The organism is Parvimonas parva (assembly GCF_016552165.1).
GTDB lineage: Bacteria > Bacillota > Clostridia > Tissierellales > Peptoniphilaceae > Parvimonas > Parvimonas parva.
This window is the reverse complement of sequence record NZ_JACVDA010000004.1, coordinates 36,826-51,595: the sequence shown is the minus strand read 5'-3', so window position 1 is coordinate 51,595 and position 14,770 is coordinate 36,826. Positions and strand designations below refer to the sequence as shown.

Genomic DNA, 14,770 nt, shown 5'->3' with positions numbered 1-14,770 from the left:
CGGTAGAAGCAATCTTCCTAAATGACTATTTGCCAAAATAAAATTTTAGGAGGGTTCTTATGAACAATAATATCGCTTGTATGTATCTTCGTCTTTCAAGAGAAGACGGGGATATTTCAGAAAGTAATTCTATTTCAAATCAAAGACAAATCATCAAGTCTTACGCTAAGGAAAACGGCATTACCATATCTAATGAATATGTAGATGACGGCTTTAGCGGTTCTAATTTTGACAGACCGAACTTCAAGAATATGATTGAAGACTTAAACGCAGGTAAGTTTAAGATAATTATCGTAAAAGACTTATCCCGTTTCGGTAGAGATTATATCGAGTCCGGCAAATACTTACAAAAGATATTTCCCGAAAAAGGTGTACGCTTTATTTCCGTAAATGATAATTACGACAGCGACAACGCTGATGTGAGCGATACCCACCTGATACTTCCTATTAGAAATTTTATCAACGACAGTTACTGCCGTGATATTTCTATGAAAGTAAAATCATCTAAGGAGGTCAAAAGGAAAAACGGAGAATTTATCGGCTCTTTCGCTCCATTCGGTTATAAGAAAGACAGTAAGAATAAGCATAAGCTTGTGGTTGACACGGAGGTTTCTCATATTGTCAGCCGTATTTTTGATATGAAAATTGAGGGATATTCCTCAAAAGCAATCGCTGATTTTCTAAACAGCATAGGTACGGTTACACCGTCCAGGCACAAGGAGAATAAAGGCGATAACTTTAACACGGGCTTTATCGTAAAAGATGCCAAGTGGGATGCTAAGATGGTCAACAGGGTCATCACCAATAAGGTATATATTGGCGTTTTAGAACAAGGCAAGACGGCAAAGCTCAATTACAAATCCAAAAGAGAAGTCGATGTAGCAAAGGATGACTGGATCATAATAGAAAATGCTCACGAAAGCATTGTTTCCAAATCCGTATTTGCACTGGCAAATAAAATGCTGCTTCGAGATGTAAAAGCTTCAAAAGAAAATCCGAGTATTCTGTCTGGAATGCTTTACTGTAAAGATTGCGGCAGCCCGATGATTAGACGAAAGGTCAAGTCAAAAGACGGCTACAACATCTTTTATATATGCTCCGAATATAACATCAAGGGCGAATGCACAAGGCATAGCGTTAAAGAAGATTATGTAATAGGTGCTACCATTCATGCTCTTAATGATTATCTTTCAAAATATAATGAGCTTCTTAAAAAGGTAAGTAAGATTGATATTTCTAAGCTCACAATCAAGGCTGATTTCGACTCCTTAAATGCGGAAAAGAAAAAGTATGAAAGGCTTAGAGGCTCTCTTTATATGGACCTGGAAGAAGAGCTTATTACCACAGAAGAGTTTGAGAGATTTAGAAAAAATTATCTTCTTAAGATTAGGGAGATTGAGAAACAGATTATTACAAAGCAAAAAACGATAGAAGAATTAAAAGAAAAAATTAAAGATAAGGGTAGTTTTGTTTCCGATATTATTCCTAATGTAGAAGAGGGTACGCTGAATAGATTATCCTTGGTGTCTTTCATTGACCGCATAGAGATTGGCGAAGATAACGCCATAAACTTTGTCTTTAATAATATGGATACAGTAAATCTAATGCAGGCAATTTTAGACAGTGAAAAATGCGAGTTTAAGGCTTCAGATGAAAATAAGGTGAAAGTATTTACCATAGGCAGAGCTTATGGCGAAGCCTTAGAAATGAATATGCCAAAACTTGCGGTGGGAGGTGTTTGCTAATGGCAAGGACTTCCAAAAGATACATTCAAAAGGCTGAGGATAGTACAGAAAAGGTATTTTATAAAGCAGGTATTTACACAAGACTGTCATCTGAAAGAAAAGAAGAATGGAGAGAGAAATCTTCTTCCATTGAAACACAGCTGCTTTGTTGTAAAGAATATGCCTTAAAAGAAAACATTAAGGTCTTAAACACATATACAGACTATGAATATAGTGGAACAAATTTTGAAAGACCTCAGTTTCAGGAGATGATGCAGGATATTAAGGATAGAAAGATAAACTGTATTATCATAAGGGACTTATCAAGACTTGGCAGAGAATATCTTGAAATGGGAAGACTGATTGATAAAGTATTTCCGTTTTTAGGTGTTAGATTTATCTCGGTTAATGACAAGGTGGATACTGTAAAGGACTTGGACTCTAAAAAGTCATTTGAGGTAACGCTGAAAAATATCGTCAACGATATGTATGCCAAAGATATTTCCGTCAAGATAAAAACAAGTAAGCATAACAGAGCAAAAAACGGATATTTTATCGGTACTGTTCCTCCTTACGGATATAAGGTTGTAAAGCTGAAAGAGGGACAGAAATTAGAGATAGATGAAAAAGTTCGCTTCATCGTAGAAGAGATGTTCCGCTTAACACTTGAGGGTAATAGTCAGTATGAAGTTGCAAGATACCTTAATAGAAAAGGATATGCCACAGGTATGGTTTACTATAAGACCGGAAGAGTTTACAGGCTTGACGGAGAACCGCAGTGGCATAAGTCTACTATTTCTAAAATCCTAACAAACAGAGCCTATACAGGCACATTGGTGCAGGGAGTAAGACAGCAAAATCTTGCAAAGGGTGTAAAACAGCATTTTGTAGAGGAAAATGAGCAGATAGTATTTGAAAATGCTCACGAGCCTATTATCTCAAAAGAAGATTTTGAAAAGGTGCTTGAGGGTAGAAAACAAAGACTTGAAAATCATCGTTTCGCTGCTAAAATGCACGACTTTGAAAGAGATTATGAAAATAGATATAAGGGCTTGGTTTTCAACAATAACACCGGCAAAGAGCTTTTCAGAAGAACAAGAATATATGGTAAAAATCAGGATAGACTTTACTATTCTTTTCAAAATGACACCTATACGGGAACACTTGAAAAAGAAAAAAGTGTCTTCGTCATGGAAAGAGATTTAGATAAGGCTATCAGTGATAAGGTATCCGAGTTTATTACAAAAGCTACAAGTAAGAAAAAGTTTATTGAAAGAGTGTCTTTGAGATTTGATGAGGGGCTTTCCCTTGCCACAAAAGATACCCAGAAGCTGAATGATAAGGTATTGAAAGAAGAGCTGTTCATTCAAAAGGCGTATGAGGAATATAGCCTTGGAAAGATTGACAGGGAGCTTTATTCACTGAAAAGAGAAATTGCTCTAAGTCATATAGCCACAATTAACAATGAAGTAATAGCTCTTGAAAACAAGGCAAAAGAGCTTGAAAAGGAAAAGAGAAAATCACTTAAATGGATAAGGGATGTATTTTCAGCAAAGGGAATTGAAAAGCTTTCAGGCGATTTAATTCACAGCCTTGTAGAAAAGATAATCGTTTATGCCAATCACGATTTCGAGGTGATTTTCAAATTTAATATGGATATGCTGATGGGAGGTGTAGAAAGTGAGTAAGATAGCCCTTTATATCAGACTTTCCGTAGAAGATCAGATGAAGAAAGACGAAAGCGAGAGTATCATCAATCAAAGGCAATATCTGAATGACTATCTCAATAGAAATGAAGAGTTTAAGTCTTTTCAAAGAGAAGAATATATTGATGACGGCTATACCGGAACAAATGAAAAGCGTCCTTCTTTTCAAAGAATGCTTGAGGAAGTAAAGTCCGGAAAGATTAACGCAATCATCGTAAAAGACCTTTCAAGGTTTATGAGAGACTATATTGCTCTTGGTGATTACCTTGAAAATATCTTTCCATTTCTTGGCATAAGATTTATAGCCATAAATGACGGATATGACAGTGCGAAAGAAAAAGGAAATGGAACAGACCTTGATATTCAGTTTAAGGGGTTGCTCTATGATTTCTATACAAAGGATATTTCGCAGAAGATTAAGTCGGTTTCAACGGAACTAAAAAAGCAAGGGAAATTCCTTGCTTGGAGTCCGCCACTTGGCTATATGAAAGATCCGGTTGATAAGTACAATATCATCATTGATGAAAAAACTTCTTGGATAGTCAGAAAAGTATTTGACTTAGCTTTAAGCGGAATGGCTACAAGAAAGATTGCAGCCGTAATGAATGCTGAGAATATACCTACACCGAATGAGCGTAAAAAAGAACTTACCAATATGGACTACGAGTATAACATCGTATCTTCTGAAAACAGAAAGAATCCTACTTGGACAAACGGAACTGTAACGGATATGCTCTCAAACGAAAATTACACAGGTACTTATGTCTTCAATATGCAAGAAAAATCAGTGTTGACACCCAGAAGCTTCAAATTCCATCCAAAAGAGGAATGGGGCAGGGTGCATAACCATCATGAAGCTATTATCTCTCAGGAAGAATTTGATAAGGTTCAAGCCATAAAAGAAAGCAGACGCTTTATTAAAGGTAAGAATACTGATTATCCTTGGAGACAGCATTCACCACTTCAAGGATTTGCTAAATGCCCTACTTGTAATCATATATTGGGATTTGTTCAGTCGAAAAGACCGAGGCTTGATGGAAGCGTGAGGGTACACAAGTATTTTCATTGTAGAATTTGCAAATGCAACAATGTGGAACATAAGAATTCAAGAGCGGAGAAACTTGAAGAGCAGGTTTTAGCTCTTATTAAAGAAAAATATGGTGAGGTTAAAGCTGAGCAAAAGGATAAGATAAGCGTTAAAGATTTGGAAAAACAAGTCGAAAGACTTGAAGCTAAAAAGACTTCAGACTTTGAAAAATACAAACTCGGCAAGATGACAAAGCTCAAATTCATAGAAAGTAAAAAGAGTATCGACAAAGCACTTGAAAGCCTATCGGAAAGAATAGCGGAACTTTCTAAACAAGATGAGGTAGTTAAGGATAATGAGCTTACAAGGGAGCTAATGGAAAAGTATATTGACTCTGTCCTATGTGAGGGAAGCATTGTTCAGAAAATCATATGGAAATAGACGCAAGAGGGAGTGAGAAATCACTCTCTTTTGTTGTCTAAAAATAGACAATATATTTTGTGTCATTCGCTTGACACGAGAGGGAAGTGGAAGTTTACTTTTGCAAATGAAAAAACAATTTGACGACCATATCATAGAAGAGGGTTTTTTTGGTCAAGAAATTAATATGACTAATTTTAACTTGGCTCGTATGAATATGTTTCTTCACAATGTAAATTATAATAACTTTTCTATCAAAAGGGGAGATACATTGCTTAATCCGCTACATAATGACGAAAAGCCTTTTGATGCGATTGTTTCAAATCCTCCATATTCAATTAAATGGATAGGTGATGCAGATCCGACTTTAATTAATGATGTACGTTTTGCTCCTGCAGGAAAATTAGCACCGAAATCTTATGCAGACTATGCTTTTATTATGCACTCACTAAGCTATCTTTCAAGCAATGGTAGAGCTGCAATAGTATGCTTTCCGGGAATTTTCTACAGAAAAGGCGCAGAAAGAACTATAAGAAAATATTTAATAGACAACAATTTTATAGACTGTGTAATACAATTACCTGAAAATTTATTTTTCGGCACATCAATAGCAACTTGTGTATTAGTTATGGCTAAAAACAAAACTGAAAACAAGGTGCTTTTTATTGATGCAAGTAAAGAATTTAAAAAAGAAACAAATAACAATATCTTGGAAGAAAAAAATATAAGTGCAATAGTAGAAGAATTTAGAAACAGAACTGATAAAGAATATTTTTCAAGATATGTGGATAGAACGGAAATAGAAGAAAATGACTACAACTTATCCGTTTCTACTTATGTTGAAAAAGAAGATACCAGAGAAAAAATCGACATAAAAGTTCTAAACAAAGAAATTGAAGAAACAGTAAAGAAAATAGACGAATTAAGAAGCTCAATAAACGAAATTGTAAAGGAGCTCGAAGATGAGTAAAATATATGAATTACTAAAAAATGAAAAAGTTGAATGGAAAAAACTTGGGGAAATAGCAGAAATAACAGGAGCAGGAGTAGATAAGAAAAAAGTTTTGGGAGAGTCACCTATAAAACTTTTAAATTATATGGATGTATATAAAAATCAATATATTAATTCTAATATTCCTACGATGAATGTTACGGCACCAGAGAATAAAATACAAAATTGTAATATTGAGTTTGGAGATATATTTGTTACTCCCAGTTCTGAGACCACAGACGATATTTTTAGGTCAGGGGTAGCAACTGAGGATATTTTTAATACTGTATATTCATACCATATAATGAGAGTTCGCTTAAAAAATAAATCTTTTATTACGTCTTGTTATTTAAATTATTTATTTCAAAGTGAAAATTTTAGAGAAAAATTATATAAAAGAGTATTTGGAAATACTAGAAAGACAATTGCTAAAAGTGAAATAGAACAATTGCAAATACCTATTCCGTCAATAGAAACTCAAGAAAAAATTGTAAAAATACTTGACAAATTTACAAATTATGTTACTGAATTACAGGCTGAATTACAGGCTAGAACTAAACAGTATGAATATTATAGAGATATGCTTTTAAGCGAAGAATATTTGAATAAATTGTCAAATAACCCAGAAATTCTCGGGGGGGGGGGGTATAGTTTAAAGGTAACTACTCTTGGAGAAATCACAAAAATAAAGAATGGAAAAGATTGGAAAGCTTTAGGAAATGGGAACATACCTGTATATGGTAGTGGTGGGAAAATGAATGTTTTTGTCGATAAATATTCATATAATAAACCTACTGTACTAATTCCAAGAAAGGGTTCAATAGATAATGTGTTTTATATAGAGGAGCCATTTTGGAATGTTGATACTATTTTTTATACAGAAATAGATGACAAAAAAATTATACCTAAGTATTTATATTATTTTATCGAAAATTATGATATGGATAAGTTAAGTACAGATTCTACAAGACCAAGTCTTACACAGACTATTTTGAATAAATTAAGAATAGATTTACCACCTATTGAAATTCAAAACAAAGTGGTTGAAATTCTTGATAAATTTCAATCTTTGCTAGCTGATACAAAAGGTTTATTGCCAAAGGAAATTGAATTAAGACAAAAGCAATATGAGTATTACAGAGAAAAGCTATTAAGTTTTGATAGATAATTTAAAGTGAGGATGTATGAATAATATTAAAGACAGGTTAAAGGGTTCGCTCTATGGTTTTGCGATTGGAGATGCAATGGGAGCAACTACTGAATTTATGAGTGAGGCTGAAATAAAAAGTGAATACGCAAAACTTACTGATATAGTAGGTGGAGGTTGGCTCGACTTAAAGGCTGGAGAAGTTACAGATGACACACAGATGTCAATTTGTGTTATGGAAGTTCTTATGAAAAATGATTTTAAGAATTTTAAGAAAGATGTGGCTAATCGTTTTGTTTATTGGTATGATACTAATCCTAAAGACATCGGAAATCAATGTAGGAGAGCATTAGCTTTTTATAAGGAGTCCGGAAATTATATTGCAGAGGATAATACTGCTTTGGGGAATGGAAGTCTTATGAGAGCTCTGCCTTGTGCATTATTAAATTCAGAAAAATCTGTAGAAATTAATTTTATTCAGGGAGATATTACGCATAATAATGATATTTGTAGAAATATTTTAAAGGAATATACTGAAATTATAAAAGCTCACATTTTAGGAAAGAGTATAAGTCTAAAAAAGAGAGTTCTTTTAGAGCCCAGTGGATATATTATCAATACTTTCAACAATGCTATTTATTGGAGTGAAAAGAAATCTTTTGAAGATTGTATCATTGGTGCTGTAAATCACGGCGGAGATGCAGATACAATTGCAGGGATAGCAGGAAGTATTGCCGGTGCAAAATTTGGATATGAAAGCATTCCTAAAAGATGGATTGAAAAATCAGATAAAGAAGTAGTGAAGAAATTGGAAGAATTTTTAGAATATGTTTCTAAAACTTATGGAGGGAGTGTTTAGATGTCAGAGGATACGAGTAAATACAGTGTGTCAACCATTGCTGAGATGACAGGAGGAATTATCTTAGCACATTATGACAAAAATAATAGAGTTGGCGAAGGCTCATATCAAAGTGAAGCTGAGCTTGAAAGAGAGTTGATAGCTAATTTAGTTGCTCAAGGTTATGAAAGAGAAAATTTCAAGACTAGTGATGAATTGTATGCGAATTTAAAAGTTCAAATCGAAAGATTGAATAATGTTTCTTTTTCAAATTCAGAGTGGGAAAGATTTTTAATTGAGTATTTAGATGCTCCTAATGAAGGAATGGTTGAAAAGACCAGAAAAATACAAGAGGACTATATCTACGATTTTACTTTTGATGACGGACATCTACTAAATATAAAAATTATTGACAAAAATAATATTCACAATAACTTTTTACAAGTTGTAAATCAAGTCATTGGAGGAGATAGAAATCAAAATCGTTATGATGTAACTATTTTAGTAAATGGCTTGCCTTTAGTTCATATAGAGTTAAAGAAAAGAGGAGTACCTTTACAAGAAGCATTTAATCAAATTCACAGATATAGTAAAGAGAGTTTTAATTTAGATCATTCTCTTTATAAATTTGTGCAAATTTTTGTAATCTCCAACGGAACTTATACGAGATATTTTGCAAATACAACTGCAAAAAATAAAAATAATTATGAATTTACTTGTGAATGGGCAGATGCTAAAAATAAGGTTATTCGTGATTTAGAAGATTTTACTAAAACATTTTTTGAAAAAAGAGTTATTCTTGAAGTGCTTACAAAATATTGTGTTTTTGATGCAAGTAACACTTTGCTTATTATGAGACCTTATCAGATAGCAGCTACCGAAAGGATTTTATGGAAAATAAAGTCAAGTTATGAGGGTAAAAAAGCAGGAACTGCTGAAGCTGGTGGCTTTATTTGGCATACAACGGGTTCCGGCAAAACTCTAACTTCTTTTAAGACTGCAAGACTTGCAACTAGTCTTGATTTTATTGATAAAGTGTTTTTTGTAGTTGATAGAAAAGATTTGGACTATCAAACTATGAAAGAATATAAAAGATTTCAAGAAGATAGTGTAAATGGAAGTAAGGACACTAAAGAACTTAAAAAATCCATTGAAAAGGATGACAATAGAATTGTTGTTACTACAATCCAAAAGTTAAATGAATTTGTAAAGAAAAATCCTAATCATCCAATTTATGATAAACATTGTGTTCTTATATTTGATGAATGTCATCGTTCACAGTTTGGAGATGCACAAAAAAATATTAGAAAATCATTTAAAAAATATTATCAATTTGGATTTACTGGAACACCTATTTTTCCTGAAAATTCTCTTAAAGGAGATACGACTTCAGGAACATTCGGTGCACAACTGCATTGTTATGTAATTACCGATGCGATTAGAGACGGAAAAGTTTTAAAATTCAAGGTTGACTATAATAATATTACTCCTAAATTTAAAGAGTATGAAATGGAAATGGATGAGGAAAAGCTAAAGAAATTAGAGAAAAAAATGTTAATGCATCCTGACCGAATTTCTGAAATTACAAAATATGTTTTAAAAGTTTTTGATACTAAGACACATAGAAATGAGTTTTATGATTTAAAACACAGAAGATTAAATGGATTCAATGCGATGTTTGCTGTTCAGAGTGTAGAGGCTGCAAAATTGTATTATGAAGAATTTCAAAAACAACAAGAGGATTTACCGGAAGAAAAGAGATTAAAAGTTGCTACAATCTATAGTTTTTCCGCCAATGAAGACCCATCTGCAATTGGAGAAATAGAGGATGAAAATTTTGAACCGTCGGCTATGGATTCGACAGCAAAAGAGTTCTTGAATAGGGCAATAAATGACTATAATAAACTTTTTAAAACAAATTTTTCAACTGAAGGAAAGGAATTTCAAAATTATTATTCTGATTTATCTAATAGAGTAAAGAACAAAGAAGTTGATTTGCTTATTGTAGTTGGAATGTTTTTAACAGGTTTTGATGCACCTACATTAAATACTCTATTTGTAGATAAAAATTTAAGATATCACGGACTTATTCAAGCATTTTCAAGAACTAATCGTATCTTAAATAAAGTAAAAACTTTTGGAAATATTGTATGTTTTAGAAATTTGGAAAAAGCTACAGAAGATGCGATTAAAACTTTTGGAGATGAAAATAGTGTCAATGTAATTTTAGAAAAGAGTTATGACGAATATATCAACGGTTTTACAGATGAAGAAACAGGAAAGAAATTTAAAGGGTATAAGGATATATGTGAAGAAATAATTGCAAAATTTCCTGATCCAACTGAAATTGTTCTTGATGCTGATAAAAAAGAATTTGTACAGCTTTTTGGAGAACTATTAAAGGCTGAGAATATTCTTAGAAATTTTGATGAGTTTGAAAGTTTTGAAAAAATTATTTCTGATAGACAAATGCAAGACATGAAAAGTGTATATGTAGATATCAGAGAAAGCATTTTAAATGAAAGAAGAAGTAAAGAAGCTGAAGGGGAACAAATAGACTTTTCAGATGTTGAATTTCAAATTGATTTGTTAAAAACTGACGAAATTAATCTAGATTATATTTTAGCTTTGATTCTTGAAAAGGCAAGAGAAAATGACGATATCGAAAGTTTAAAAGCTGAAGTTCGTAGAGTAATCAGATCAAGCCTTGGAACAAGAGCAAAAGAAGATTTAATTATGGAATTTATAAGCAAGACAAGATTATCAGAGTTGAAAAATACTGACGATATTATTGAAACTTTTTATGATTTTGCAAAAAAAGAAAAAGTAGTTAAAATTAATCAACTAATTGTTGAAGAAAATCTAAACGAAAAAGCCAACAGATTTATAGAAAAATCCGTATCAAAAGGATATGTGGAATATGCAGGAGATGAATTAGACGGAATAATCCCCCCACTATCCAGAAGAGGTGGAGTAAGAGAAAAGAAAAAAGAAATAGTCTTAGAAAAGATAAGAAAAGTTGTCGAAGTTTTTGTTGGAATTTAGAATATTGTAAATTTTTAGAAAGTAAAATATAAAAAAAGTACTATTTTTGGAGGAAAGTATGAATATAGAATTATCACGATTTCGTGTCAGAAAAGGGAAGTCGGAAGTAGTAGATAAGTGGATGAATTTTTTAAATGAAAATATGGAGGAAGTATTACTTACTTTGGACGGAGAGAAAATGTATGTAGAAACTATTTTTCGAGAAAAATGTGATAATGAAGAGTATCTTTATTGGTATTCAATTCAGGGAGAAAATGGAATAAGAGTGGAAGAGTCTGATTCGTGGATAGATAAAAAGCATCTTGAGTATTGGGATGAATGTATAGATAAAAATTATCATGTTGAAATGTCAATGCAAGTTTCTATGATTCCTCATCATATAGCTAATTTGATGGGGGATGTTTCAAATGTTAAATAAATTGAAATTTAATAAGAATAGATGTAATATTTTATTTGCAATATGTAAAATTGTGCCTATTTGTTTTAGAAAGAGTAGAGTAAAGAGTTATTTTTATTATATTAATAATGTATTATATATAAATAGAATTAATATTTTAACGAATTGCAAGTATAAAATGTAATCGTTACAGATTTATGGTTTTTATGTATGCATTTGAGCTTGATTTTTTGTTAAAAACCTTTACAAATTAATATAATTGATATATAATTATCTTGAGATTATATTCATTATTTTAGGAGGAAAAGAAAATGGTTAGATTACGTTTTGCACCAAGTCCAACAGGATATTTACATATAGGAGGACTTAGAACTGCACTTTATAATTATTTATATGCTAAACAAAAAGGTGGAAAATTTTTACTTAGAATTGAAGATACAGACAGAACAAGATATGTTGAAGGAGCTATTGAAAATTTAATTCATGAGCTTAAGTGGTCAGGCGTTGAGGCTGACGAAGGAGTTTGCTTAGACGAAAACGATAAGATTACTGAAGTTGGAGAATGTGGTCCTTACATTCAATCTGACAGAGTTGAAAAAGGAATTTATAATAAATATGCAGAAGAACTTATAGAAAAAGGATATGCTTATTATTGTTTCTGTAGTAAGGAAAGACTTGACGATATAAAGAATCAACAAAAAGCTGACGGAAAGATTCCAAGATATGACGGACTTTGCAAGGGAATTAGCATTGAAGATGCTAAAAAGAGAATTGCAAATGGAGAAAGTTATGTAATTAGATTAAAGTTACCTGAAAATAGAGATATAGTTTTTGAAGATGTTATCAAAGGAAAAATCACAATAAATACAAATGATATGGACGACCAAGTTTTAATCAAAGCTGACGGTTTTCCAACTTATCATTTTGCAGTTGTTATTGATGACCATTTAATGGGAATTACTCATATTGTTAGAGGAGATGAATGGATTTCATCAACTCCTAAACATATTTATCTATATGAGGCATTAGGTTTTGAAAAACCGACTTTCGTTCATTTACCAACAGTTTTAAATAAGAGTGGTAAAAAATTATCTAAGAGAAATGACGATGCATCTGTTGAAGATTTCAGATTAAAGGGTTATTTACCTGAGGCACTTATAAATTATCTTGCGCTTGTTGGTTGGAGTCCTGAAAGTAATGAAGAAATTTTATCTTTAGAAGAAATGGTTGAACAATTCTCTTTTGAAAGAGTTTCAAAATCCGGTGGAGTTTTCGATGTTGACAAACTTGATTGGGTTAACGCTCAATACATTAGAAAAATGGAAATTTCAGAACTTGCTAAACTTGTTAAACCATATTTAGTTGATGCAGGTTTTGTTAAGGAAGATGTTTGTGAACAAAGACTTCTTCTTATCACAAAGACTTTCCAAGAATCTATTTCAAGACTTCCACAAATAGTTGAACAATCAAGATTTTTATTTGAAGATGTTGAAGTTGAACAAGATGCTGTGGAAATGAGAAATGTTGCTCATATAGAAATTTTGAAAGAAAAAATCAGAGAAGAATTATCTCAAATTGAAGAAATTGATGATGAAGTTGCTAAAGGCTTTATGAAAAAAATTCAAAAAGCATCAGGATTTAAAGGGAAAGATTTATATATGCCTGTTAGAGCATTGCTTACAGGTCAAGTTCATGGTCCTGAACTTTCAAATATTTTGGAAATTTTAGGTAAAGAAGAGGTTTTAAGAAGATTAGGGTAGGTTTTTATGAAAAATTTTAGAAATTTCGTAAAAAAGTTTTTTGTATTTTCTTTTATACTGATTAGTATCTTAGCGATACCACTTTCAAATGCTTTTGCAGATGATTTTTATGAAAATAAAATAAATGTAAAAATTAATAAAGACGGTAGTGCAGATATTGAAAGTATTATGGATTTCAAGCCAACTAAGGGAACTGAATACTATATTCCGATTGAAAATTTAGGAAAAAGTGAAATTAAAGATTTTAAAGTTTCAGAAATTTTAAATGGAAAAGAAATTCAGTATGAATCACTAGGGTTTGGTTGGAATACAAAAGCAAGTAGAGCACAAAAGGCGAAAAAGTCTGGAGTTGTTAAAACTTCAAATGGTTATGAACTTTGTTTCGGCTTTGGAGAATATAAAAGAAATACTTTTGTTTTAAGATATAAAGTTACAAATTTTGTAAAATTGTTAAATGATTCAGATATGATTTTCTGGAAATTTGTAAATGACAGCTTATCTGCTCCTCCACAAAAAGTTAGCGTTAGTATTTCAAAGGAAGACGGAAAATTTGACAATACAAATTCTAAAATTTGGGCTTTTGGTAATAAAGGTAAAATTGAATTTATTGATGGTAAAATAGTTTTTAAAACTTTAGAAGGTCTTAGAAGTTCAAACTATGTAACTATTTTAACTCAGTTAAATAAAGGGGAAATAATTTCTGGAGAAAAAATAAATAAAGACTTTTCATATTATAAAGATATGGCTTTTAAAGGCTCACAATATAAAAAAACTACAAAACAAAGTGCCTTCAGTTTTAAGAAGTTATATAAATTGTTATATATTTTAGCAATTATACCACTTTTAAGAGGTTCTTTTAAAAGTAAAAGAATTAAAGGTGGATATAAAAAAGGCGATTTAAAGGGTGAATATTATAGAAGTTTGCCAACTAATGAATGGAAAAACTTATCAATGGTTTTGGATAGTGCAAAGTTTGATTCTGATAAGTCTATGATAAGGGCCTATTTCTTAAAATGGATACAAGATAAACTTTTGATTCCTATAACTGAAGAAACGGGATTTATATTTAAAAAAGAAACTATGTCTTTGAAGATAAATGACCATATAAAATATAATTTTGAAGATGAAAATGAAAAAAGTTTATTTGATATGGTTGAAGTTGCGTCAAGTGAGGACAGAATTTTACAACAAAATGAATTTAAAAAGTATTTATCTAAAGAGAAAAATAGAAGTGAATTTAAAAGAGTAACTGGAGTTTTTGACAAAAATTCTAAAGCCTTTTTAATACAAAATGGTTTTTTAAGTAAAAAAGATAACGGAAAAATTTTGTTGGAATATAACGAAAATGGTAAAGAGTTTACTAAAAATTTAGTTGGTTACTATAATTATTTGAAAGATTTTACTCTTTTAAGTGAAAGAGAAGTTTCAGAAATAAAAGTTTGGAAAGATTTATTAATTTATGCGACACTTTTTGATGTTGCAGAGGAAGTTCAAAAACAATTAAAGAAATTAGCACCGGAAGTTTTGGAAGAATATGATGTCGATGTAAATTCGTTACATACTGCGATGATATATTCATCAGTATTCTCAAATACATTTGTAGATGCTTATTCAACTGCTGTTGCAAGTTCATCAAGTGGTGGAGGAGGTTTCTCCAGCAGAGGTGGAGGTAGAGGCTCTTTTGGTGGAGGCTCCGGTGGTGGCACTAGATAATA

General features: G+C 31.6%; 9 protein-coding genes and 1 pseudogene. All 10 read left to right on the top strand.

The window, feature by feature from the left end; all coding sequences use genetic code 11:
• Window positions 1-59 precede the first annotated feature (59 nt).
• The 10 genes and pseudogenes from IBJ83_RS01960 to IBJ83_RS01915 all read left to right on the top strand — a co-directional run bounded on the left by IBJ83_RS01960 (window position 60) and on the right by IBJ83_RS01915 (window position 14,768).
• Entirely contained in the window at window positions 60-1,745 is a 1,686-nt protein-coding gene (locus IBJ83_RS01960) for a recombinase family protein (RefSeq protein WP_002843660.1), read from the top strand.
• Window positions 1,745-3,412: a recombinase family protein gene (locus tag IBJ83_RS01955; protein ID WP_025271975.1), complete on the top strand. Its 1,668-nt coding sequence runs from the start codon at window positions 1,745-1,747 to the stop codon at window positions 3,410-3,412. The genes IBJ83_RS01960 and IBJ83_RS01955 overlap by 1 nt, the downstream gene beginning before the upstream one ends.
• Window positions 3,405-4,898 (top strand): recombinase family protein, encoded by a 1,494-nt coding sequence (locus tag IBJ83_RS01950; RefSeq protein ID WP_003038722.1) that lies wholly within the window; start codon window positions 3,405-3,407, stop codon window positions 4,896-4,898. Before IBJ83_RS01955 ends, IBJ83_RS01950 begins: the two co-directional genes overlap by 8 nt.
• Window positions 4,899-4,980: 82 nt before the next feature.
• Window positions 4,981-5,847: pseudogene (locus IBJ83_RS01945) on the top strand (type I restriction-modification system subunit M); the annotation flags it as partial.
• Window positions 5,840-7,036, top strand: coding sequence for a restriction endonuclease subunit S (locus IBJ83_RS01940; protein WP_201275137.1), 1,197 nt, complete (start codon window positions 5,840-5,842; stop codon window positions 7,034-7,036). The pseudogene IBJ83_RS01945 and the gene IBJ83_RS01940, both read left to right, overlap by 8 nt.
• A 16-nt stretch (window positions 7,037-7,052) precedes the next feature.
• Complete coding sequence (locus IBJ83_RS01935) at window positions 7,053-7,874, top strand: ADP-ribosylglycohydrolase family protein (RefSeq protein WP_201275136.1); 822 nt, start codon at window positions 7,053-7,055, stop codon at window positions 7,872-7,874.
• Window positions 7,875-10,898 carry a type I restriction endonuclease subunit R gene (locus IBJ83_RS01930; protein WP_201275135.1) on the top strand — a complete coding sequence of 1,008 codons (3,024 nt, stop codon included), beginning with the start codon at window positions 7,875-7,877 and terminating at the stop codon, window positions 10,896-10,898.
• Between the two features lie 58 nt (window positions 10,899-10,956).
• On the top strand, window positions 10,957-11,316 hold the full coding sequence (locus IBJ83_RS01925; RefSeq protein ID WP_201275134.1) for a DUF6176 family protein: 360 nt from the start codon (window positions 10,957-10,959) through the stop codon (window positions 11,314-11,316).
• A 290-nt stretch (window positions 11,317-11,606) separates the two neighbouring features.
• Window positions 11,607-13,055 carry a glutamate--tRNA ligase gene (gltX, locus tag IBJ83_RS01920; RefSeq protein ID WP_201275133.1) on the top strand — a complete coding sequence of 483 codons (1,449 nt, stop codon included), beginning with the start codon at window positions 11,607-11,609 and terminating at the stop codon, window positions 13,053-13,055.
• A gap of 6 nt (window positions 13,056-13,061) precedes the next feature.
• A complete protein-coding gene (locus IBJ83_RS01915; RefSeq protein WP_201275132.1) occupies window positions 13,062-14,768 on the top strand; it encodes a DUF2207 family protein in 1,707 nt (568 codons plus the stop codon).
• Window positions 14,769-14,770 lie beyond the last annotated feature (2 nt).